This window comes from Stenotrophomonas sp. PE591, assembly GCF_018320795.1.
Lineage (GTDB): Bacteria > Pseudomonadota > Gammaproteobacteria > Xanthomonadales > Xanthomonadaceae > Stenotrophomonas > Stenotrophomonas maltophilia.
Genome location: NZ_JAAOKO010000014.1, coordinates 18,907 through 42,605 on the forward strand (window position 1 = coordinate 18,907; position 23,699 = coordinate 42,605).

16 protein-coding genes and 1 pseudogene are annotated in these 23,699 nt (G+C 67.4%); 8 read left to right on the plus strand and 9 right to left on the minus strand.

Annotated elements, in window-relative coordinates; genetic code table 11:
- The first annotated feature begins 26 nt into the window (after positions 1-26).
- The 3 genes from JLDANKMP_RS22120 (at position 27) to JLDANKMP_RS22130 (ending at position 2,866) form a co-directional block, all read left to right on the plus strand.
- On the plus strand, positions 27-707 hold the full coding sequence (locus JLDANKMP_RS22120) for a TetR/AcrR family transcriptional regulator (RefSeq protein WP_005410959.1): 681 nt from the start codon (positions 27-29) through the stop codon (positions 705-707).
- A 136-nt stretch (positions 708-843) separates the two neighbouring features.
- Complete coding sequence (locus tag JLDANKMP_RS22125; protein ID WP_005414414.1) at positions 844-1,491, plus strand: protein-L-isoaspartate O-methyltransferase; 648 nt, start codon at positions 844-846, stop codon at positions 1,489-1,491.
- A 16-nt stretch (positions 1,492-1,507) separates the two neighbouring features.
- Positions 1,508-2,866 (plus strand): TolC family outer membrane protein, encoded by a 1,359-nt coding sequence (locus tag JLDANKMP_RS22130; RefSeq protein ID WP_005410961.1) that lies wholly within the window; start codon positions 1,508-1,510, stop codon positions 2,864-2,866.
- Positions 2,867-2,953: 87 nt separating this feature from the next.
- On the opposite strand, the gene JLDANKMP_RS22135 is transcribed toward JLDANKMP_RS22130, so the two are convergent.
- A complete protein-coding gene (locus JLDANKMP_RS22135) occupies positions 2,954-4,171 on the minus strand; it encodes a hypothetical protein (RefSeq protein ID WP_024958464.1) in 1,218 nt (405 codons plus the stop codon).
- 216 nt (positions 4,172-4,387) lie between these two features.
- Positions 4,388-5,686 (minus strand): lipid IV(A) 3-deoxy-D-manno-octulosonic acid transferase, encoded by a 1,299-nt coding sequence (waaA, locus tag JLDANKMP_RS22140; protein WP_212562115.1) that lies wholly within the window; start codon positions 5,684-5,686, stop codon positions 4,388-4,390.
- A gap of 60 nt (positions 5,687-5,746) precedes the next feature.
- Between waaA and JLDANKMP_RS22145 the strand changes: the two genes are divergently transcribed.
- Positions 5,747-6,664, plus strand: a complete 918-nt coding sequence (locus tag JLDANKMP_RS22145; protein ID WP_005410964.1) for an LpxL/LpxP family Kdo(2)-lipid IV(A) lauroyl/palmitoleoyl acyltransferase — start codon at positions 5,747-5,749, stop codon at positions 6,662-6,664.
- A gap of 42 nt (positions 6,665-6,706) precedes the next feature.
- On the opposite strand, the pseudogene JLDANKMP_RS22385 reads toward JLDANKMP_RS22145, so the two are convergent.
- The 4 genes and pseudogenes from JLDANKMP_RS22385 to JLDANKMP_RS22160 all read right to left on the minus strand — a co-directional run bounded on the left by JLDANKMP_RS22385 (position 6,707) and on the right by JLDANKMP_RS22160 (position 9,858).
- Positions 6,707-7,068, minus strand: a pseudogene (locus tag JLDANKMP_RS22385) (transposase).
- Positions 7,069-7,217: 149 nt separating this feature from the next.
- Positions 7,218-8,549, minus strand: a complete 1,332-nt coding sequence (locus JLDANKMP_RS22150; protein WP_212562116.1) for an O-antigen ligase — start codon at positions 8,547-8,549, stop codon at positions 7,218-7,220.
- The gene (locus tag JLDANKMP_RS22155; protein WP_212562117.1) at positions 8,530-9,645 is read right to left on the minus strand and encodes a glycosyltransferase; all 1,116 of its coding nucleotides are present in this window, start codon (positions 9,643-9,645) and stop codon (positions 8,530-8,532) included. The genes JLDANKMP_RS22150 and JLDANKMP_RS22155 overlap by 20 nt, the downstream gene beginning before the upstream one ends.
- Positions 9,646-9,660: 15 nt before the next feature.
- On the minus strand, positions 9,661-9,858 hold the full coding sequence (locus JLDANKMP_RS22160; protein WP_005410967.1) for a zinc-finger domain-containing protein: 198 nt from the start codon (positions 9,856-9,858) through the stop codon (positions 9,661-9,663).
- Between the two features lie 421 nt (positions 9,859-10,279).
- On the opposite strand from JLDANKMP_RS22160, the gene JLDANKMP_RS22165 reads away from it, so the two are divergent.
- Both JLDANKMP_RS22165 and JLDANKMP_RS22170 read left to right on the plus strand, forming a co-directional pair.
- The gene (locus JLDANKMP_RS22165) at positions 10,280-13,624 is read left to right on the plus strand and encodes a GH92 family glycosyl hydrolase (RefSeq protein ID WP_212562118.1); all 3,345 of its coding nucleotides are present in this window, start codon (positions 10,280-10,282) and stop codon (positions 13,622-13,624) included.
- Complete coding sequence (locus JLDANKMP_RS22170; protein WP_032966989.1) at positions 13,621-14,364, plus strand: basic secretory protein-like protein; 744 nt, start codon at positions 13,621-13,623, stop codon at positions 14,362-14,364. The genes JLDANKMP_RS22165 and JLDANKMP_RS22170 overlap by 4 nt, the downstream gene beginning before the upstream one ends.
- Before the next feature lie 530 nt (positions 14,365-14,894).
- Here JLDANKMP_RS22170 and JLDANKMP_RS22175 read toward each other — a convergent pair.
- Both JLDANKMP_RS22175 and JLDANKMP_RS22180 read right to left on the minus strand, forming a co-directional pair.
- Positions 14,895-17,186 (minus strand): NADP-dependent malic enzyme, encoded by a 2,292-nt coding sequence (locus tag JLDANKMP_RS22175; protein WP_012481213.1) that lies wholly within the window; start codon positions 17,184-17,186, stop codon positions 14,895-14,897.
- Between the two features lie 231 nt (positions 17,187-17,417).
- Entirely contained in the window at positions 17,418-18,761 is a 1,344-nt protein-coding gene (locus tag JLDANKMP_RS22180) for a dicarboxylate/amino acid:cation symporter (RefSeq protein WP_005410972.1), read from the minus strand.
- Between the two features lie 332 nt (positions 18,762-19,093).
- Here JLDANKMP_RS22180 and JLDANKMP_RS22185 point away from each other — a divergent pair, with 332 nt between their 5' ends.
- On the plus strand, positions 19,094-20,263 hold the full coding sequence (locus tag JLDANKMP_RS22185; protein WP_005414426.1) for a porin: 1,170 nt from the start codon (positions 19,094-19,096) through the stop codon (positions 20,261-20,263).
- 66 nt (positions 20,264-20,329) lie between these two features.
- Positions 20,330-22,972, plus strand: coding sequence for a PAS-domain containing protein (locus JLDANKMP_RS22190; protein WP_212562119.1), 2,643 nt, complete (start codon positions 20,330-20,332; stop codon positions 22,970-22,972).
- A gap of 467 nt (positions 22,973-23,439) precedes the next feature.
- Here the strand turns inward: JLDANKMP_RS22190 and JLDANKMP_RS22195 are convergent.
- A partial coding sequence (locus tag JLDANKMP_RS22195; protein ID WP_206621901.1) for an integrase core domain-containing protein occupies positions 23,440-23,699 on the minus strand: 260 nt, incomplete at its 5' end.

Here is a 23,699-nt window from a genome sequence, read left to right on the forward strand (position 1 = left end):
GAACCGCTTGGTCTAGTATTGTTGCGATGAGTTCTTCCACTTCCCGCAAGCCGTCGGCCAAGCCCGCTGCCAAGGCCGCCGGACCCGGGCGCCCCAAGGATCTGGGCAAGCGCGCGGCGATCCTTGAAGCAGCCAAGGTACTGTTCATCGAACAGGGGTATACCGGCGTGAGCATGGACGCCATTGCCGCCCAGGCCGGCGTCTCGAAGCTGACCGTGTACAGCCACTTCGGCGACAAGGAGACCCTGTTCTCCGAGGCCGTGCAGTCAAAGTGCATTGAAATGCTGCCCGATGCCCTGTTCGTGGCCGACGCGGACGGCCCGCTGCGCGACCAGCTGATCGGCATCGGCCTGGCCTTCTTCGAACTGATCACTTCCGATGCGGCGATCTCGATCCAGCGCATGATGATGGCGCCGGAGACCGACGAACGCCTGCGCGAGCTGTTCTGGAAGGCAGGACCGGAACGTACCTGCGAGGCCCTGGCTGACTTCCTGCGGGCACGCGCCGAGCGCGGCGAGCTGGAAATCACCGACTATTCGCTGGCTGGCGAGCAGTTCCTGACCCTGGTCAAGGGCGAAGTGCACATGCATATGATGTGCGGCATGCCACTGTCACCGGTGGAGTGCGACCCTCTTGCCCACGTGACCGCCAGCATCGACTTCTTCCTGCGCGCCTATGCGCCGCGAGGGGCCGGGACGGCTGAATAACCAAAACTGAACGAACCGGAGGTCGCGATGACTTCCGGCACTGCGACCCCGGCCACCCGGCAGCTGATGCTCTGGGCGCGCCGCCGGCCTCCGGCACCGGTAAAATGGCCGGCCCACTGCGCTGGATTTGAACCTCATGACGATTGATTACGCCCACGCCCGCGAACTGATGGTGGAACAGCAGATCCGTCCCTGGGACGTGCTGGACATCAAGGTGCTCGACGTCCTGGCCCGCCTGCCGCGCGAGGCTTTTGTCGCCGATGCACACCGGGCACTGGCCTACGCCGATGTCGAACTGCCGATCGGCCACGGCCAGAAGATGATGAAGCCGGTCATCGAGGGCCGTACCCTGCAGGCACTGGATCTGCAGCCGGGTGACGAAGTGCTGGAAATCGGCACCGGCAGCGGCTTCCTGTCCGCCTGCATCGGCGCGCTGGCGCGCGACGTGCTGAGCCTGGAGATCGACCCGGAGCTGGCCGCCGCCGCGCGTGCCCGCCTGGACGCCTCCGGCCTGGGCACCAACGTCCGCGTGGAAGTGGCTGACGCCCTGTCCTGGCAGACCGAACGCCGCTTTGACGTGATCTGTGTCACTGGTGCGGTCGACGTGGTGCCGTCACAGTTCGCCTCGTGGCTGCGTCCGGGTGGTCGCCTGTTCGTGATCCACGGCCGCTCGCCGGCGATGGAGGCCCTGCTGGTCAAGGCCGACGGCAGCACCGAGTCCCTGTTCGAGACCGATATCGATTACCTGCGCGGTGCCGCCCCGGCCCCCCAGTTCCACCTCTGAGTCCAAGGAAGCCGCAATGATCCGCCGATCCCTCGCTGTTGCGCTGGCCACTGCCCTGCTGCCGTTGTCTGCCCATGCCGCCGACCTGCTGCAGGTCTACGAAATGGCGCGCAACGGCGATCCGCAGCTGTCCGCCGCCGAATCGACCCGGCTGGTCGACAAGGAAGGCGCCGTGCAGGCGCGCGCCGCCCTGCTGCCGCAGATCAACGGCCAGGCCACGCTGAACCGCACGCGCAGCGAGCCGAACGCCGACATCAACTCCGGCTCGTTCACCAACAAGCGCCGCAATTACACGATCGATGGCAGCCAGACGCTGTTCAACTGGACCCAGATCAACAACCTGCGTTCGCAGCGTGAGCTGAGCAAGGCGGCGGACTTCACCCTCGAATCTGCCAACGACAGCCTGATCGTGCGCACCTCGGCGGCCTACTTCAACGTGCTGGTGGCGATCGAATCGCTGAACGCCGCACAGACCAATGAAGCGGCCGCGAAAAAGCAGTTCGACTTCGCCGACAAGCGCCTGGAAGTGGGCCTGGCGCCGATCACCGACGTGCACGAAGCACGCGCCCAGTACGACCAGGCGCGTGCCAACACCATCGTTGCGCAGAACACCCTGGCCGATAACTACCAGGCCCTGACCGAACTGACCGGCCAGCCGGTGGTCAACCTGCGCGGCCTGCCGGCCGACTTCCGTCCGGAAGTGCCGGCCAACCGTGGCAACATCGATGAGCTGGTGCACCAGGCCACCACCCAGAATCCGGCGCTGAAGGCGCAGGAACTGAAGGTGAGCGCCGCCGAAGCCGGCGTGCAGGCCGCGCGTGGTGGCCACTACCCGACCCTGTCGCTGGGCGGCAGCTGGGGCAAGACCGCGACCTGGGGCGACAGCACCGGCTCCGGCTCGCTGTCCCCCGATGCCCGCACCAACAGCATCGGCCTGACCCTGAACGTGCCGATCTTCGCCGGCGGCGCTACCCAGTCCGGCGTGCGCCAGGCACTGGCCCAGCGTGACATTGCCCAGGACGGCTACGAGCAGCAGAAGCGTGCCCTGGACCGCAACACCCGCAATGCCTACCAGACCCTGGTACAGGGCATCAGCGAAGTGGAAGCCCGCCGCCTGGCGGTGGTCTCGGCACAGAGCGCCTATGACGCCTCGCAGGTCGGCCTGGAAGTCGGTACCCGTACCGTGCTGGACGTGATCCAGAACCAGCGCATCCTGTTCTCGGCGCAGCTGGACTACGCCCAGGCCCGTTACACCTTCCTGCAGAACCGCCTGCTGCTGAGCCAGTCGCTGGGTGCGCTGGACGTGGCCGAGCTGCAGGACGTCAACCGCCTGCTGACCCAGGACGCGGGCAACCCGGCAACCACCACGCACTGAGTCGTCAGCCTGCCGGTCACGAAGAAGCCACCCGCGAGGGTGGCTTTTTTGTTGGTCGCGCGGACGGAAGCATGCACCCACCGACCGTCAGCCGGGCCAGACCCGCATCCGTTCGACTGCGGCCAGCAGACACAGTGCGATGGCGACGGGAGCCAGCACCGGCAGGGCGCGTGACCGCTGTGCCCGTCCGCGCAGCACGGCCACGCACACGGCCCCCATCACCAACAGGGTTGCCGGACCAGGCAGTACCGGCAGGCTGCCCATGGGCGCCCACAACGCCAGCAATGCCGCCGGCAGGACGACGGCAACCGGCACCAGTCTCTCCCGGAACTCCAGGGATCGGTCACCTGCCGTCGGCCACAGCTGCATCGCCACCTGCGCAGCCAACATCAGCAGCACCAGGATGAGCGCCACCAACCCTGCCACTCCCGCCAGCGGCAGCAAGGGCATCACCCAGTACAACTGCGGGTGATGCTGCAGGGCGACCGACAAAGGCCGCGTGCTGGCCAGGGCCGGAAATTCGACCAGGCCCGCCTGCAACGCGGCCAGTACGATCAGCAGCACCATGGCCAGCAGCACGCACGCCGGCAGCAGCGGCGGCCGTGCCCTCGCCTGCCTGCCGATGCCAGGAAATCCCAGCGCCAGGCCAACGGTGGCGAACACACCGTACAGCGGCACGCTCGCCGCCAGTACACCGCCGATCCCGAAGCGATAGGGTGCCGTTGCCGGCGGCAGCCATGGAATCCAGTACGCGTAGTGCACATGGCGGGCTGCCAGCACCAGCAACAGCAGGCCGGCGCCGACCTTCACCGTCAGCAGCACGCAGGCAACCAGCACCACACGGTGTGGCCGCAGCAATCCGACCACTGCAAGCAACAGCAGGCTGGCAGCAGCCATCAGTTGACCCGGCATCCCGTTGCTGGCCTCGATTCCACAACCAGCCAGCAGTACATGCAGATGGTTGGCGACGGACTGCGCAACGCCAGCGGCAGTCACCACCAGTTCCAGCAGCAGCGCGCCACCGAGCAGAACGGCCGGCACGCCTCCCCAGCAGTCCCGCACCACGCCATGCAGGCCATCGGCAGCGGGCCTTTGCTGGTTCAGAACGTGCAGGCAGTACAGCAGCGGCCCTGTGCCCAGCGCGGCCAGCAGCAGGCTCAGGACGATGGCCGGGCCTGCCTGGGCTGCGGTGTGCTGGCCGACCAGCGCGACCACGCCGCCTCCCAGCAGCAAGGTCAGTGCCACCACCACAAGGCGATCGCCGTACCCGGGCTCATCGATGCCGGGGCTGCTGTCGCTGTCCATCGCAAGTTCCCTTGATATCCGCCCAAGCGCGGTCGACAGCAGACTGACAGCCTGTGCCGGGAGGCGGTATCGGAATACGCGCCATGCGCATCACGATGTGACGGCAGGCACGTTGGCAAGGAAGCTCACGGTCCCGCTACGACAGATTCCAGGTCGCTAAGCAGAATTGACGCGGTCTTTCACGACAGTCACGTCGCGTGCGCCGGCCCTTCGGACTCAGCGGCAAGGCGGCGGCAGGTGCGGTCCGACCAGCGCCAGCGTACGCTGCAGGGCACCGCGTCCGTTGCTGATCAGCGTGCAGCCTGCCCGCGCCATGTCCTCGCGTGCATGTGGATCTTCGAGCAGGTGCTGCAGCAGTTCGCCGACCGCCTGCACGTCTTCGCCGATCAACAGCGCGCCCGCTTCGCGCATGCGGCGGGAAATCTCCGAGAAGTTGTGCAGGTGCGGGCCCGTCACCGCAGCGGTGCCCATCGCCGCCGGCTCCAGCAGGTTGTGGCCACCGATCGGCTGCAGGCTTCCACCGACAAACGCCACCTGCGCGCAGGCATAGAACGGCATCAGCTCGCCCAGGGTATCGATGACGAACACATCGGTTCCAACCTCCGGCCACTGCTTCGCGCGCCGGGTTGCCACGTTCCAGCCCTGCTCCCGCGCCAGCGCCTCCACCTTCGGGAAGCGCTCGGGATGCCGGGGCGCCCACAGCAGCAACAGGTCGGGGTGCTGCCGGCGCAGGCGCCGATGCAGATCGATCACCGCCTGTTCTTCACCATCATGGGTACTGGCGGCGATCCACACCGGCCGCCGGGCCGGCACGCGGGCATGGAACTGCTCGACGAAGCCCTGCACGTCCGGCGTAGTGATGTCGAACTTCAGGTTGCCCAGCGCCTGCACCTGCTCCGGCGCGGCACCCAGCTGCACGAAACGCTCGGCATCGTCCTGCGACTGCGCGGCCACGCAGGTGACCGCGCGCAGCGCGCGGCGGATCAACGCCGCCAGCAGCCGGTAGCCCCGCAGCGAACGTGCCGAGAGGCGCGCGTTGAGGATGTAGACCGGAATGCCACGGTCACGGCAGCCGAACAGCATGTTCGGCCACAGTTCGGTTTCCAGGATCAGCGCCAGGCTGGGCTGGAAGTGGCCGAGGAAGCGGTTGACGCTGCCGGGCACGTCATACGGCAGGTAGACGTGGTCCAGGGCGTCGCCCCACAGCGCACGCACGCGCTCGGAGCCGGTCGGGGTGATGGTGGTGATGACCCAGCGGATGTCCGGGCGCTCCTTGCGCAGCGCGTTCACCAGCGGCGCAGCGGCATTGACTTCGCCCACCGAGACCGCGTGCAGCCAGACCCGCGGTTGGCCGGTGGGCTGCGGATAGGAGGCATAGCGCTCATCCCAGCGCCGGAAGTATTCACGGACCCGGAAGCCGCGCCAGACCAGGTGGTACACGGTGATCGGCAGCAGGATGTAGAGCACGACCGAGTACAGGCCGCGCAGGATCCATTCGACAGGGTCTTTACGCATGCGGCAAGGATACGGGAGCCCCCCGGGAAAGACACGCGGCCGCCTTGGTAGAATGGGCCAATGTCCGATGCCACCACCGCCGTCCGCCCGTCGCTGCGCGATCCCCGCAACTGGCCGATGTTCGCCGCCATGCTGGGCGCCTTCGCCATCGCCCGCCTGCCGTGGATGCTGCAGCGTGCGCTGGGCCGGGGCGTCGGCTGGATCACCTGGCGCCTGCTGGGCAGCCGTCGCCGCGCCGCCGAGGTCAACCTGCAGCTGTGCTTCCCCGAGAAGGACGAGGCCTGGCGCCAGCGCCTGGTGCGCGACAGCTTCGATGCCCTGGGGGTGGGCGTGTTCGAGTGCATCCGCGCCTGGTGGGGCAGCATCGACAGCATCCGCCCGCAGGTGCAGATCGAAGGACTGGAACATCTGCGGCAGATGCAGGCGGAAGGTCGTGGCGTGCTGCTGGTGTCCGGCCATTTCATGACCCTGGAAATGTGCGGGCGCCTGCTGTGCGACTACGTTGATCTTTCAGGCATGTACCGCAAGCACAAGAACCCGGTGTACGAGTGGGCGGTGAAGTTCGGCCGCCTGCGCTACGCCAAGGCAATGTTCGCCAATGAGGACATCCGCGCTACCGTGCGCCACCTGAAGAAGGGCGGCTTCCTCTGGTACGCGCCCGACCAGGACATGCGCGGCAAGGACACCGTGTTCGTGCCGTTCTTCGGCCACACCGCTTCGACCATCACCGCCACCCACCAGCTGGCGCGGATGACCGGCTGTGCGGTGATCCCGTATTTCCATCGCCGCGAAGGCGGAAAGTACTTCCTGAAGATCGGCGCGCCACTGGAGAATTTCCCCAGCGACGACGTGGAAGCCGATACCACGCGGGTCAACCAGGCCATCGAAGAGATGGTGCGCGAGGCGCCCGACCAGTACCTGTGGATCCACCGCCGCTTCAAGCGCCAGCCGGGTGGGCGGAGCGATTTCTACAAGTAGATCCACGCCATGCGTGGATGCTCTTCGATTCCGTGCCGGGATTCACAACGGCCAGCGGCACCAGGCGTACGGGTACTCCCCCACCACGCACGCCAAGCCCGCACGGACCGGATTGGCCAGGATGTACATCGCCTTCTCGTGAAGTGATTCTTCGGTCCGCACTGCATGGTCGTGATAGCCGCGCTGCCACCGCGCATTTCCATCAGCCAGTGCAGATGGTCGGGCATCACCACCCAGGCGAGACTGTGGCTGAAGCCCCTACGCTCGACGAAGCGCAGGGTGTCGATCAGGATCGCCATGTTCGCCGCATCGGCGAACAACGGTTCACGGTCAAGGGTTGCCGTGGTCAAGTACACGTTGCCGGATCGGGAATATCGACCGTAGCGGAGTCTTGGGCTGGCCATGCCTCGAGCGTGCGATACCCATGGAAACACCGGTAGGGGTGGGTTACCTGTGTTTGCGTCGGGAAAGCTCCATCCACGCATGGCGTGGATCCACCACAGCAATCTCCGTTCGGTACGCGCAGTAGAGCCACGCCAGGCTGGATGGACGATCACACCGCCGTCGGCGTGTCGTCCGCGTCGCGCGCCAGCAGGCTGCCGGCGAACAGCGCGGCCAGCAATACGGTCAGGCCACCCCAGAAGGCCGAATAGAACGCCAGATGGGTGTTCAGCGGGAACACGGTCACCGCCAGCGCCAGCATCGCCGGACGCGCGCGTTCGCGGGCCATTGCCGGCGCGTAGCGCCATGCGCGCCAGGCCTGGGCCACCGCCGCCAGCCACAGCAACAGACCAATCACTCCAGTCTCTGCGAGGATTTCCAGCACGATCTGATGGGCATGAAGCGCCGGGGCATTGCCCCACACGGCCGGCCCTTCCTCCGCCACGCAAGCGGGATAGGCATCGCGGAAACCACGTGCACCCACGCCATTGATCGGGTGCTCTTCAATCATGCAGGCGGCGGCTTCCCAGATCCGCGCGCGCCCTGACAGGGCCTCGTCGACACCACGCTCGCCCCCATCCAGGGCCATGGCCGTACGCGCGAAGCGCTCGCGCAGCTGCGGCACGCTGGCGGTCAGCGCACCGGCGCCGAGCACCGCCACCAGCGCCAGCGCGGCCAGCCGTTTCCAGCCGAACTGGCGCACGCCGCTGTAGGCCAGCACCAGCGCGAAGGTGATCCACGAGGCGCGCGAACCGGCCAACAGCAGCACGCTGCCCAGCGCTGCCGCAGCCAGCAGCCAGCCCGTATTGCCAAAGCGCCGCGCGGCGGGCAGCAGCAGGAACGGCGACAGGCTGGCCAGCACCTGGCCGAACTTCAGGTTGCACGGTCCCAGTGCGCCACTGAGGCGATCTGCCAGTGCGGCCTCGTCGGCCGGGCACAGTGCGTGGCCACTGACCGCCAGCTTCAGGTGTTCCAGCGACCAGAACCATGGGCTGGTGCCGGCCACCGCCTGCACCAGTGCATCCAGCGTCCATGCGCCGGTGATCAGTGCCAGCCCCGCGAAGGTCAGCCGCCGCCGCTCCGGCGTAGCCACTGCGATCGCCACCAGCCACATGAAAGGCAGATAGCGCAGGCCCGCAGCAGCCTTGGTCCACGAGGCCGCCGGATCGATCGCATCGAATGCGGAGAATGCCTGCGGCAGCCAGTAACCAAGGAACAGGATCGAAGTCAGTGCCCAGGCCGCCGTGCTCAACAGATGCGGGCGGCGCTGCAGGCGGCGCGTCACCATGCGCGCCGCCGCGTACAGCGCGCCCAGGCCCAACACGGTTTCGGCGATGCCTGGCAACGGCCACATCGCCACGTACGCCAGCACCCACCAGGGCGCCCAGCGCCCGGCGCGGTCGTCGCGCACGATGACGGTGGGGTCAGCCGGCGAGGTCGGCATAGAGGCGGAGGGTATCGCGCTGCATGGCCTGCAGGGTAAACGGGATGCGGGTCGGCAAGGACGGGGGCTGGGCCAGCAGGGCCAGCGCACGTTCACCCAATGCCCGCGCATCGCCGAGCGGCACGGCACCTGCGGGTTGCAGCTGCCGAAGCAGCTCACCAACGCCACCATGGTCCCAACCCAGCACCGGCCGGCCCACCGACAACGCCTCGACCACGGTGCGGCCGAACGCTTCAGGCTTGTCCGACAGCTGCAGTACCAGGTCGCTGGCCGCGTAGGCCTGGGCGATGCGTGCGGTCGGCGTGCTGATGTGCACGGCCTCGGCCACGCCGAGCGCGGCCGCCTGCCGGCGCAGGTCGGCCACGTAGGCTTCACGGCCGGGTTCATCGGTGCCCAGCATCCACAACTGTGCCGGCACGCCGGCGGCGCGCACATCCGCCAGCAGCTGCAATGCGTGTGCGTGGCCCTTCAGGCGGGTGCCACGCCCCGGCAACAGCAGCAAGGGGCCGTCAACCTGCGCCAGCCATGGGTACTCTGCCGCAAGCGCCATCCGCGGACGGCGATCGGCACGCGCCACGCGCGGGAACTGGGCCACATCGACGCCACGCGGAATCACCTGCAATGCCTGTTCGGGCACGGTCGGGTAGTGCCGCTGCACGTAATCGCGCACGGTGTTGGACACGCAGATCACGCGTTCGCCGCTGGTCATCACCGCGCTGTAGCGGCTGGGCGAATTCAGCCCATGCACGGTGGTCACCCAGTGCGGGCGTTGCGCGGCAGGCAGGGCACGGATTGCGTACAGGCCCAGCCAGGCCGGCAGCCGCGAGCGGGCATGCACGATGTCCGCACCAACCTCGGCAAACAAGCGGCGCAGGGTCGGCAAGTGGCGCAGGGTCAGCAGCGACTTGCGGCCGATGTCCAGGCTGAGGTGCTCGGCACCGCTGTCGAGCAGCGGCTGCACCAGGCGGCCACCGCCGGAAACCACCAGCGCGCGATGGCCGGCGGCGACCAGGGCCGCAGCGATTTCCAGGGTCGAGCGCTCGACGCCGCCGGAGTGCAGCGCCGGCAGCAACTGCACCACGGTCAATCGGCGCATCGAAGGGGCGGCCGCTTAGTCGGCCAGCACGAACACGGAACCGCAGTACGGGCACTGCGCTTCGCCATTGGGCTCGTCTTCGATCGGCAGGTACACGCGCGGATGCGAGTTCCACAGCGCCATTTCCGGGGTCGGGCAGCTCAGCGGCAGATCGCTGCGGTGCACGGTGTAGCGCTTCTCGGCGTTGGCGGGCGCAGTGGCGGTATGGCTCATGGCGGATGTCGATGAACGGGTTGCGAGGCCTGCGATTCTAGCATCCAGGCCGCCCCGACATTGCGCCGCAACGGGTGTTTGCGCGTACCGGGCCGATTCCCTGCGACCTTGCATGCCACTTCGGGGTGAGGTGCCGGCGGGAATTCCCGACCGATCCTGCAGATTCACCCCGGGAAACCACCGACAACGATATTTACCGCATTTGGATCGAACTAAATGGCACTTGTCAGGTTGCCACGGCTGTTGCAGGATCGGGCCAGGTCGTGAACCGGCCTACCCCAATCCGACCCGATCGCATGGCACGCCCCCACCGGACCGGCATCGCCTCTTCCACTGCCATCCCGGCGGGCGGAGCGATGCTGTCCGTGGTGTCCGCCGATGCGGGTTCTGCCCGCCGCCAGCCCTTCCGGGAGACCCCTGCATGACCCTGTCCGATCCACGCCGCGCCCTGCTTCCGCTCGCCCTGGCCCTGGCCTGTGCGACTACCGCGATGCCGGTGCTGGCACAGGGACTGCAGAGCTCGTTCGAGCCGGGCCAGCCGGCTCCGGAACCGGCCGCAGGCGCATTGCAGGTCACGATCGGCAATGGCCCCGCGGCGCCCTACGCCGCCAAGCGCAATGTCGGCTACAGCGGCCTGCACGCACTGCGCTACAGCAGTGGAGGTGGCAATGCGCGGCGCGAACTGTTCAAGGCGGACGTGACCATCGAGGCCGATACCACCCTGTCGTGGTTGGTGCTGCCGGAGATCGTCGGCAAGGACACCGTGGCTTCGACCTATGTGTCTCTGGACCTGCTGCTGGACGATGGCAGTCGGGTTTCGGCCGGCGCTGCGCGTGACCAGCATGGGGTGGCCCTCGGCGCCCGCGCGCAGGGCGACTCGAAGACGCTGTACCCGCAGCAATGGGCGCGCAAGGCGGTGCGGCTGGGCGATGTGCCCGCGCTGAAGGGCCGCCGCGTGGTGGCGATCGAACTGGAGGTGGCCAGTGCCGACGGCGCACCGGTCTCCGGCTGGATTGATGACGTTCGCCTGGACACCGTGCCACGGCAGCAGCCAGCGCGCGTCTCCGACTGGGTGCTGACCACCCGCGGTACCCAGGCCAACGGCACCTTCTCGCGTGGCAACAATTTCCCGGCCACGGCGGTGCCGCACGGGTTCAACTTCTGGACCCCGGTCACCGATGCCGGTGCGCTGAACTGGCTGTACCGCTGGAACGAGCAGAACGACGCGCAGAACCGTCCGCAACTGCAGGCGCTTGCGCTGAGCCACCAACCCAGCCCGTGGATGGGCGACCGCCAGACCTTCCAGGTGATGCCATCGGCCAGTCGTGGCGTGCCGGAGGCTGACCGCCGCAAGCGTGCCCTGTCGTTCGACCGCAGCCATGAAAGCGCCCGCCCTTACCGCTACGACGTGCGCTTCGACAACGGCGTCGCGGCATCGATCGCGCCGACCGACCATGCCGCGCTGTTCCGCTTTGACTTCCCGGAGGACGGCGACGCCAACCTGCTGTTCGACAACGTCGATGCACGTGGCGGCCTGACTCTGGACGCCGCCACTCAGACGCTGTCCGGCTACACCGACACGCGCAGCGGCCTGTCCAACGGCGCCAGCCGCATGTACGTGGTGGCCCGCTTCGACAAGCCGTGGCGCAGCAGTGGGCGCCTCGACACCGGCCGACCGACCGGCTACATCAAGTTCGATGCCGGCAGCGACCGGCGGGTGACCATGCGCATCGCCACTTCGCTGATCTCGGTGGAGCAGGCACGACACAACCTGGCGCTGGAAATCGCCGCCACCGATACGCTGGAGAGCGTGGCCGGCCGTGCGCAGGATGCATGGGACGCACGCCTGGCCCGCTTCGACATCGGCGATGCCAGCGACGACCAGAAGACCACGCTGTATTCCAGCCTGTACCGGCTGTTCCTGTACCCGAATTCCGGCCATGAAAACGTGGGCAGCGCCGCCGCACCGGAGTGGCGCTACGCCAACCAGGCCAGCGCCAGCGATGACAACACCGAGGGCAGCGCGACCCGCACCTTTGCCGCCGTGCGCGATGGCAAGGTGTTCGTCAACAATGGCTTCTGGGACACCTTCCGCACCACCTGGCCGGCCTACGCGCTGTTCACGCCCGACGATGCCGGGCAGATGGTGCAGGGTTTCATCGAGCAGTACCGCGCTGGCGGCTGGATCGCGCGCTGGTCGTCGCCGGGCTACGCGGACCTGATGGTCGGCACCAGCTCGGACGTGGCCTTCGCCGATGCGTGGCTGAAGGGCGTCGGCGGCTTCGATCCGGGCGAGGCCTACGCCGCCGCGCTGAAGAACGCGACCGTGGTACCACCCGACCGCCATGTCGGCCGCAAGGGCATGGACCGTTCGACCTTCCGGGGCTACGCCAGCGCCGACGTGCATGAGGGCATGTCGTGGACGATGGAAGGCGCACTCAATGACTTCGGCATCGCCAACATGGCCGATGCGCTGGCCAAGCGCGCGACCACGCCGGCCGCACGCGAGCGCTACAGCACCGAAGCCGACTACTTCCGCCACCGCGCTGCCAGCTACGCGACGATGTTCGACCCTGCCGCCGGCTTCTTCCAGGGCCGCAAGGCCGATGGCCGCTGGCGCGTGGACGCCAAGGACTACGACCCGCGCGTGTGGGGCCACGATTACACCGAATCCAACGGCTGGACCTTCGCCTTCACTGCCGCCCATGACGGCGAAGGCCTGGCCGCGCTGTACGGTGGCCGCGACAAGCTGGCGGCGAAGCTGGATACCTTCGTCGCCACGCCGGAAACCGCAGACCCGGCACTGGCCGGCTCCTACGGCGGCACCATCCACGAGATGACCGAAGCGCGCGACGTGCGCATGGGCATGTACGCGCACAGCAACCAGCCGGCGCACCACATCCCGTGGATGTACCTGTATGCCGGGCAGCCGTGGAAGACCCAGCAGCACGTGCGCGAGATCCTGTCGCGGCTGTACGTCGGCAGCGAGATCGGCCAGGGCTATCCGGGCGATGAGGACAACGGCGAAACCTCGGCATGGTACGTGCTGGCCTCGCTGGGCCTGTACCCGCTGCGCATGGGCGCCCCGGAGTACGTGATCGGCTCGCCGGCCTTCGAGCATGCACGCGTGGAGCTGCAGGGTGGCGCGGTGCTGACCGTGAATGCGGCCAACAACTCGCGCGAGAACGTCTACGTGCAGTCGCTGAAGATCAACGGCAAGCCGTGGACGAAGACCTGGGTGCCTCACGACCTGATCGCCAAGGGCGCGACCCTCGACTTCGTGATGGGACCCCGTCCCTCGCGCTGGGGCAGCGGCGTGGACGATGTGCCGCGCTCGTTGACCGCGCGCGGCCAGCGCCCGCAGCTGCTGCACGACCTGCTCGGCAGCGGCGCGAAGGCGACGCTGGCCGATGGCCGCGCCCTGCCCGCACTAGTCGATGACGATGCGAGTACCACCGTGGGCCTGGGCGGCGGCGCAACCATCGCGCTGACCGGACTGAGCGACGGCACGCCGACGATGTACACGCTCACCAGCGGCGACGGCCGCATCCAGGGCGGTGAGTGGACGCTGGAGGCGCGCAACGGCGGCGGCAGCTGGACCGTGCTCGACCAGCGCAGCGGCGAAGACTTCGAATCCGCCCGCCAGACCCGCCCGTTCCGCATTGCCAGACCCGGCCGCTACAGCGAATACCGCCTGCGCCTGGCGGCACCGGCACGGCTGCCACTGGCGGAGATCGAACTGCTGGCGGCCGGCACCGTACAATGAGCCGCATGCGCTACCGTCTTCTGCCTCTGGCCCTTGTTGCCCTGTCCTTCTCAAGTTTCGGCCAGACCCAGGCGTTCGATACGCAGCTGACCCGCGACGGCGTGACGCTGAACTACCAGGACGCCCGTGGCGCCCTGGCCGCGCCGCAGCGCAAGCGGGTGATCGATACGTTCTTCTTCGCCTACCTGCGCGAACGCGCGGACTTCCACCCTGCCGCGCCGGCGATGGTGCGGATCGTGATCGATCCGGCCTACACCGGCATCGCCTTCGTCGGCGACAAGGACCAGGCAGCGACGATCACCATCAACCCAGGCTGGTTGGCGCAGCACCCGAACGACATCGACCTGGTCACCCATGAGGCGATGCACATCGTGCAGGGCTATCCAGGTTACGGCGATGCACGGGTGCCGGGCTGGCTGGTGGAAGGCATCGCAGACTACGCACGCGACCGCTACGGCATGGACAATGCCGCCGCAGGCTGGGTACTGCCGGGCAAGGTCGAGAAGGGGCAGAATTTCGACAGCGGCTACCGGGTGACCGGTGCGTTCCTGAAATGGGCCGAGGCCGAGTATCCCGGCCTGGTGCTGGCGCTGGACAAGGCCCTGCGCGACGGCCGCTATACGCCGGCGCTGTGGCAGAAGCACACCGGCAAGGCACTGCCGGCGCTGTGGACGCAGTACGCCAAGCCGCGTTCGGATGCACCGCCGCCGGCACCAGCGCGCCGCGGCAAGCGGCGCTGACTGGGCGATCAACTGGGTATTGCGGCGGCTGGGTAGAGCCGGCTGGGTAGAGTCGACTGGGTAGAGTCGACTGTTAGTCGACTGCCTTTCGTACAGCCCCCGAAAACCCCGCGCTATCGCGCGATAGTCGACCAACGGTCGACTCTACCTCGCTGCGTCTACGCCTCAGCGCGACTGCACGAAGCCGGCGTACAGCGCGAACAGCTGCTGGAAGTACCGCCGCGTCACTCGATTGCGCATGACACCCTCACCCGTGGAAAGTTGGTCGGGCCCAGGGTGGGAAGGCCGGTCCGGTCCCTTCCCACGGCCGGGCCGCGTGGGCGTATTGGGCCGCAACGGCGTTGCAGGGACATGACCGGGTTGCGTAGCGCGTGTGGCACAGACCGGGGTAGAGCCGGCCGCTGGCCGGCTGACGTCGTGCGCCCGGACATCACTGCCGGCCAGCGGCCGGCACTACCCGTTTCCGCTTTGCGGAAACAGAAACGCGCCCCGTAGGGCGCGTTTCTGCAGATCGAATCGGGAAGAAGGCCTCAGGCCTTCTTTTCCGCTTCGATCTGCTTCCTGATCTGCGCATCCACCGCTGCAATCGCGGTCATGTTCAGGATCCTGCGCGAGGTCGCGCTGGTGGTCAGGATGTGCACCGGCTTGTTCACGCCCATCAGGATCGGGCCGATCGCCACGCCGTCGGTGAACACACGCACCAGGTTGTAGGCGATGTTGGCCGCTTCCAGGTTCGGCAGCACGAACAGGTTGGCGCGACCCTGCAGGGTCGAGCCCGGCAGCAGCTTCTGGCGCAGCGCTTCATCCCATGCGGTGTCGCCCTGCATTTCACCGTCCACGTTCAGACGCGGGTTGCGCTTGAGCAGCAGCTCGCGCACCTGGCGCATCTTCAGCGCGTCCTTGGAATCGTGGCTGCCGAAGTTGGAGTGCGACAGCAGCGCCACCTTCGGCTCGATGCCGAACAGCTTCATGCGGTAGGCCGCCTGCAGGGTCGCTTCGCATAGCTGCTCGGCGGTCGGGTCTTCCTGCACGTGGGTATCGACGAAGAAGAACACGCCCTGCTGGTTGATCACGCCGGTCATCGCAGAGGTCGAGGTGACCTTCGGCTCCAGCGGCAGCACGCTGCGCACGTAGCCCAGCTTCTTGTGGAAGCGCCCGACGATGCCGGTCAGCATCGCATCGGCTTCGCCACGGGCCACCATCACCGCCGCGATCAGGGTCGGGCGCGAACGCATCAGGTTCTTCGCCGCGGCCACGGTCACGCCACGACGGCCGGTCAGGCCGTGGTAATACTGCCAGTATTCGTTGAAGCGCGGGTCGTCGTTGATGTTGGTGACTTCAACGTTCTCGCCGATCTTCAGGCGCAGGCCGAGGCGCTCGATGCGCGATTCGATCACTTCCGGGCGGCCGATCAGGATCGGGTGCGCCAGGCCGTCGTCGACCACGTTCTGCACCGCCTGCAGCACCACTTCCTCTTCGCCTTCGGCGTACACCACGCGCTGCTTGTCGCTGCGCGCGCGGTCGTAGACCGGCTTCATCATCAGGCTGGTGCGGTAGACGAACTGGGCCAGCTTGTCACGGTAGGCGCCCATGTCCTCGATCGGGCGCGAGGCCACGCCCGAGTCCATCGCGGCCTGGGCCACGGCGGCCGACAACTCCACCAGCAGGCGGCGGTCGAACGGGCGCGGGATCAGGTATTCACGGCCGAAGCTCGGCGTCTCGCCACCGTAGGCCGAGCCCATGTCGGTGGCCGCACGACGGGCCAGCGCGGCGATGGCACGCACGCAGGCGATCTTCATTTCCTCGTTGATCGCGGTGGCGCCCACGTCCAGCGCACCGCGGAACAGGTACGGGAAGCACAGCACGTTGTTGACCTGGTTCGGGTAGTCCGAACGGCCGGTGCCGATGATCGCGTCCGGACGCGCGGCGCGCGCCACCTCCGGCATGATTTCCGGGGTCGGGTTGGCCAGCGCGAAGATCACAGGGTCCGGCGCCATGGTCTTGACCATGTCGGCAGTCAGGATGCCCGGTGCCGACAGGCCCAGGAAGATGTCCGCGCCGTCGACGATCTCGGCCAGGGTGCGCTTGTCGGTGTCGCGCGCATAGCGCTGCTTTTCCGGATCCAGGTCGGTACGACCGGTGTGGATCACGCCCTCGCGGTCGAAGGCCAGGATGTTTTCCGGCTTCAGGCCCAGCTGCACCAGCATGTTCACGCAGGAAATGCCGGCCGCGCCCATGCCCGTGGTCGCCAGCTTCACGTCCTCGATCTTCTTGCCGGTGATCGCCATGGCGTTGAGCACGGCCGCACCGACGATGATCGCCGTGCCGTGCTGGTCGTCATGGAACACCGGAATCTTCATGCGCTCGCGCAGCTTGCGCTCGACTACGAAGCACTCCGGCGCCTTGATGTCTTCCAGGTTGATGCCGCCGAAGGTCGGCTCCAGCGAGGCGATGATGTCGACCAGCTTGTCCGGGTCGGTTTCATCCACTTCGATGTCGAACACATCGATGCCGGCGAACTTCTGGAACAGCACGCCCTTGCCTTCCATCACCGGCTTGCCGGCCAGCGCGCCGATGTTGCCCAGGCCCAGCACCGCGGTGCCGTTGGAGATCACCGCCACCAGGTTGCCGCGGGCGGTAAGCTCGCTGGCCTGCTGCGGGTCGGCCTTGATCGCTTCACAGGCGTACGCCACGCCCGGCGAATACGCCAGCGACAGGTCGCGCTGGGTCAGCATGGGCTTGGTAGCGGAAACCTTGATCTTTCCCGGCGGGGACATCCGGTGGTAATCGAGGGCGGCCTGTTTGAAATCTTCGTTGGACATCGATGTGGGTTACATGAATGGGCAGAAGGGACAGGGGATGATACCCCCGTTGGAGCGTCTGGACCTGTCGCTATCCTGTCGCAGGCATGCTGCGACTGCACAATTCCGTGCCGTATGCGACGGTACCGGGATGCCAAGCATCGGCGCCCCCGATGACAGCCATGGGACGCCCTGAAACGCCGCGGGGCCGTACCACTGTCGTGATCGGCCCCGCGGTACCACACACCTGGGTCAGCCCTTGGCCGGCAGCGCCTCGGGCAGTGCGTCCACCGGCGGCGGCAGCTCGCTTTCGCGGCCATCCAGCGCCAGCTGCAGGCGGTTGCGGTCCAGCGCGCCTTCCCAGCGCGAAACCACCACGGTGGCCACCGCATTGCCGATGAAGTTGGTCAGCGAGCGGCATTCGCTCATGAAACGGTCCACGCCCAGGATCAGCGCCATGCCGGCCACCGGTACCTCCGGCACCACGGCAAGGGTGGCGGCCAGGGTGATGAAGCCGGCACCGGTGACGCCGGCCGCACCCTTGGAGCTGAGCATGGCAACCAGCAGCAGGGCGATCTGGTGGCCCAGGGTCAGTTCGGTGTTGGTGGCCTGGGCAATGAACAGTGCCGCCAGGGTCATGTAGATGTTGGTGCCGTCCAGGTTGAACGAGTAGCCGGTCGGGACCACCAGGCCCACCACCGACTTGCTGCAACCGGCGCGTTCCATCTTCTCCATCAGCGACGGCAGCGCCGACTCCGACGAGGAAGTGCCCAGCACCAGCAGCAGCTCGGCCTTCAGGTAGCGCGCCAGCTTGAACACCGAGAAGCCGCACAGTCGGCAGACCACACCGAGGATCACCGCCACGAACAGGAACGCGGTGAGGTAGAACGAGCCCACCAGCCACGCCAGGTTGACCAGCGAACCGACGCCGTATTTGCCGATGGTGAAGGCGATCGCGCCGAAGGCACCGATCGGGGCGGCCTTCATCAGGATGTGCACCAGCTTGAACACCGGGGCGACCAGCGCCTCCAGGAAGTTCAGGATCGGCTTGCCCTTCTCGCCCACCGAGGCCAGCGCGATGCCGAACAGCACCGCGATGAACAGCACCTGCAGGATGTTGCCGTCGACGAAGGCGCTCACCAGCGTCTTCGGAATGATGTCCATCAGGAAACCGACCAGGGTCAGGTCGTGCGACTTCTCGACGTAGCTGTGCACCGCGGTCTGGTCCAGCTCGGCCGGGTTGATGTTCATGCCGGCGCCGGGCTGTACCACGTGCGCCACGATCATGCCCACGATCAGTGCCAGCGTGGAGAAGAACAGGAAGTACGCCATCGCCTTGGCGAACACCCGGCCCACCGTGCGCAGGTGGGTCATGCTGGCGATGCCGGTGACGATGGTGAGGAAGATCACCGGCGCGATGATCATCTTCACCAGGTTGATGAAGGCATCGCCGAGCGGCTTCATCTTCTCGCCGATCAGCGGTTCGTAGTGGCCGAGGATGGCGCCCAGGACGATCGCCACGATCACCTGGAAATACAGCTGGCGATAGATCGGCAACGGCTTTGCAGGCGCCGGGGCTGCGGTCGGGATGTGCATGGCGGACTCCGGAAGGGGCGTTTTCAGGCACGTACGGCCCCGGGACAGCACGGGAACCGTTACCGTGGAAACTGATCGCAGGCCCTGTGCTGCATGCGCAGGAGGTGCGACCAATGGACGCCTTTGTACGCGCCGGGCACGCCGGCGCAGATAACCTATTGGTACTAGCCCCCCGGTTCAGGTGGCGGCGATGCCTACACTGGCGCCGCACCGCCCGATCCTGGGGAGGCCGGTGGCCCGTGCTGAACGGCCGGGCGCGTCATTGCGAAAGTTTCGGCCCCTGCGGCCGTTGTTGTCCTGTCCACACGCAATCTGAGAGAGCCGCACCCAACATGCGCCCGATTCCCACCTTGCTGGCCCTGTCGCTGGCCGCGCTTCCCGCCTTCGCTTCGGCTGCCGATTTCGACAACTGGCCGACCAAGTACGCCTTCGGCGACGGCACCGAGTTGGCCGCTACCGCCAACATCGCCTACGACTACAACGATTTCTCCTCGGGCAGCGGCCTGGAGGACGACGACGCCGTGCGCCGCAAGGAGTTCGGTGCGACGCTGAAGAAGAAGGGCGTCTACGACGCGATGGTCTACTACGACTTCCAGTCCGATACCTGGCTGGACGTGTTCGTGCGCTTCGAGAGCAAGGCCTTCTTCGGTCGCGACATCGGTCGCTTCCGCTTCGGCTATATGAAGACCCCGGTCGGCCTGGATGCGAACACCTCTTCGCGCGCCGGCAGCTTCCTGGAAACCGCACTGCCCGTGCAGGCCTTCTACGAAGGCCGCCGCACCGGCGTGGAATGGGTGCTGGAGCGCCCGCAGTACCTTCTGCAGGCCGGCGCCTATGGCGGCAAGGACCTGCAGGGTGACAACCCCGGCACCACCCAGGCAGTACGTGCGGTGTGGACCCCGGTGAAGGCGCCGGGTGACGTGATCCACCTGGGCCTGGCCTACTCGCAGGAAAATCCGCGCGGTTACAGCGATGGCCGTGACGTGCACCACGAGGCCAGCGCGCGCCTTCGCGCACGCCCGGAAGCCGGCCTGACCGACATCCGCTACGTCGATTCCGGCGCCCTGGTCACCGCCGACCAGATCCGCCGCACCGGCCTGGAAGGCATCTGGATCCGCGGCCCGTTCTCGCTGCAGGCCGAAGCCCTGCGCGCCACGGTCACCCGCCATGACGGCAAGCCCGACTACACCGGCAGCGGCCAGTACGCGATGGCCAGCTGGGTGCTGACCGGCGAGTCGCGCCCGTACAACGCAGGTGCCGTGGCCAACATCAAGCCGGCGCACGACTACGGCGCGGTGGAACTGGTGGCCCGTTACAGCCGCATGGACCTGGACGATGGCAGCATCCTTGGTGGCCGCCAGCACGACCTGACCCTGGGCGCGAACTGGTACCTGACCAGCCACTTCAAGTTCCAGGCCAACTACGTGAAGGTCGACGCCAGCCGTCGCGGTGTGCACAGCACGCCGGAGATCTTCGAGCTGCGCGCGCAGATGCACTTCTGACCCCTTCCACGTCAGATCCCGGCGGGCGTGCACGTCACGCCCGCCGGCCCTGCGTAGACTGCCGCCATGTACTGGCTCAGCCGCCACCGGATGCTGTTGCTGACCATCCTGGTGATGGTCGGAGGCACCGTGCTTTGTGCGGTCGCCGCCGGCCACTACGCCTGGCGGCGCGCCCTCGGCGAGGAAAGCAGCCAGGTGCAACGCCAGCTGCAGCTGTACGGCCAGGGCCTGCAGCAGCGCATCGACCGCTTCGGCACGTTGCCGCAGGTACTGGCGCTGGATCCGGATCTGCTGCACGCCCTGCGTGTGCCGCCCTCGCCCACCGAACAGCAGCGGCTGAACCTCAAGCTGCAACGCGCCAATGAAGTCACCCGTGCCTCGACCCTGACCCTGGTCGGCCACGACGGCGTGGCAGTGGCGGCCAGCAACTGGGACCAGCCGACCACCAATGTCGGTGAGAACTACAGTTACCGCCCCTACTACCGCCAGGCACTGGCGCAGGGCCGCGGTCGCTTCTACGGCATCGGCATGACCACCGGCGTGCCCGGCTACTACCTGTCGCAGGCCATCGAGGAAGACGGCAAGCGGCTCGGCGTGGTGGTGATCAAGGTCGAGCTGTCGGCGCTGGAACAGGAATGGTTGAGCAGCCCGGACGTGGTGCTGGCCAGCGACGACCATGACGTGGTGTTCCTGGCCAGCCGTGACACCTGGCGCTACCGCCTGCTGCGCCCGCTGGGCGCCGATGAGCGCCGTGAAATGCTGGACGCCCGCCAATACGCCGACCGCGCGTTGCAGCCATTGCGCGCGCGTACTGAAGACGTGCTTGCCGATGGTGGCCGCATGGTGCGCCTGCTCGATCCCGCACTGCCGCAGCCGATGCTGTGGCAAAGCCTGCCGCTGCCCGCCGAAGGCTGGAACCTGCATCTGCTGCACGACGCCAGCGCCGCCACCGCCGCCGGTCGCGCAGCCGCCCTCACCGGCGGTGCCGCGTGGCTGGCGCTGGGCTTCCTGCTGCTGTTCGTGCAGCAGCGCCGACGCCTGGCCAAGCATCGCCTGCGCAGCCGCCGCGAACTGGAAACCCTGCTCAAGCAGCACGCACAGGAACTGCGCACCGCACAGGATGGCCTGCTGCAGGCGGCCACCGACGCCGACAGCGGACTCAGCCGCAGCCTCGAACACCTGCCGCAGGGCGTGGTGGTGATCGACCGCGAACTGCGCCTGGTCGCGTGGAACTCGCGCTACCTGGAACTGTTCCGTTTCCCACAGGATCTGGTTCGCGTCGGCCGGCCAATCGAGGAACTGTTCCGCTTCAACGCACGCCGTGGCCTGCTCGGTCCGGGCCCCGTCGATGAAGCAATCGAGCGCCGCCTGAACCACCTGCGCAGCGGCCGCCCGCACATGCGCGAGAGCGAGAAGGACGACGGCACGGTGCTGGAGATCCGTGGCAATCCGCTGCCTGACGGCGGCTTCGTCACCAGCTATGCCGACATCACCAGCTACAAGAACGCCGCGCGCGAACTGCGCTCGTTGGCCGATGCGCTGGAGCACCGCATCGCCGAGCGCACCCATGATCTGGAAGAAGCACGCCGCGAAGCCGAGCAGGCCAACCGCTACAAGACCCGTTTCGTTGCCTCGGCCGTGCACGACCTGCTGCAGCCCCTCAACGCGGCGCGCATGTTCGTCTCGGTGCTGCGCGGCAAGCTGAGTGACCCGGCGCAGCAACAGACCAGCGACCACATCGATGCTGCATTGGCCGCGCAGGATGCGATCCTCAACAGCCTGCTGGATATCGCGCGCCTGGAATCGGGCAGCCTGCCCACGCGCGTACAGGCGTTCCGGCTCGGGCCTTTGCTGCAGACGCTGGCACGCGAGTTCGGCATCGCCGCGCAGTCACGTGGGCTGGTGGTCGACTGGGTCGATACCGCTGCGGTGGTGGTCAGCGATGAAGCGCTGCTGCGCCGCATCCTGCAGAACTTCCTGTCCAACGCATTGCGCTACAGCGAACGTGGCCGCGTGCTGCTCGGCTGCCGTCGCCGCGAAGGCCTGCTGTGGATCGAAGTTCACGACCAGGGCCCCGGCATTCCCGATGCACTGCAGGGCGAGATCTTCGAGGAGTTCCGCCGCCTGCACGACGGCCAGCAGCGCGGCGCCGGTCTTGGCCTGGCAATCGTCGACCGCATCGGTCGGCTGCTCGGCCACCCGATCCGCCTGCGCTCGCAGCTGGGCCAGGGCAGCGTGTTCGCGGTGGGCGTGCCGTTCGGCGAAGCCAGCGCGATTCCCGCTACTGCTCCTGTGCCGGTGCTGGTGCAGGAACCGGCCGCGGACAATCCGCTGCGCGGTCGCCGGGTGTGGGTGATCGACGACGATCCGCACGTCTGCGCCGCCAGCCGCGCGTTGCTGGAGCGCTGGGGCTGCGAGGTGGCGCTGGCCGATGGCCCGCAGGCGGCGCTGCAGCTGGCGACAACAGCCGCGGTGCCGGAGCTGGTGCTGCTGGATGTGCGCATGGGCGATCACCACGGGCCGGTGCTGTACGAGACGCTGGCCGAGTTGTGGCAGGCCCGCCCACCGGTGGTGCTGGTCACCGCCGAGCGCGATGCGGGATTGCGTGAGATGGCCGCCGAGCGCGGTTGGGGAATGATGGCCAAGCCGGTGAAGCCGCCGGCGCTGCGGGCGTTGATGAGCCAGTTGTTGATCCGGCATCGCGGGTAGTTTCCAGCCAACGGCGCAGCCCCTCGTGGGTGGTGTCTGGTTGGTCGTGGAAAGCCGGATTGCTGAGGGCTGGCCAGGTGGGTGGGCAGTACGGGGACGCCGTAAACCCGTCCTTGGGGGCTTGGCCGCGGCATCCATGCCGCGGACACCCCGCACTGCCCACCCACCCGGCCGCTGACAGTTCACAGGTGTTCTCCACCCACGGAGAAGAAAAAGAAGATCAAAAGCGGGTCGCGCGCTGCGCTTGCTCGTGTAGAGCCGAGCCCATGCTCGGCTGCTTTCCGGCCGGTCCGCGAAGCCGAGCGTGGGCTCGGCTCTACAAAAGGCGGCCTGACAGCCTGCTTTTGCTTTTGATCTTTTTTCTTCTCCGTGGGTGGCAGGCCACCGAAATCTGTCAGAGGCCGGTCGGGTTGGGTGCGCGGGGGTGTCTGATCTGGCCCCCTGAAAACGGACGCCATGAAGCCGTTTCAGGCGGCAGCCCGGAGCTGCCGGGCGTAGTTGTTAGGCGAGTGGTAGCCCAGCGCCGAGTGTAGCCGGGCTGGATTGTAGAATCCGTGGATGTAAGCAGCGATGGACTGGCTGGCTTGTTCCCTACTGGCGTAAGGCTCGGCAGCCTCTTCTGTCTTGAGCGTCGCAAAGAAGCTCTCGGCCACCGCGTTGTCCCAGCAATTGCCAGGCCGGCTCATGCTTTGGACCACGCCATGGGACTGCAGCAGCTGGCGAAACT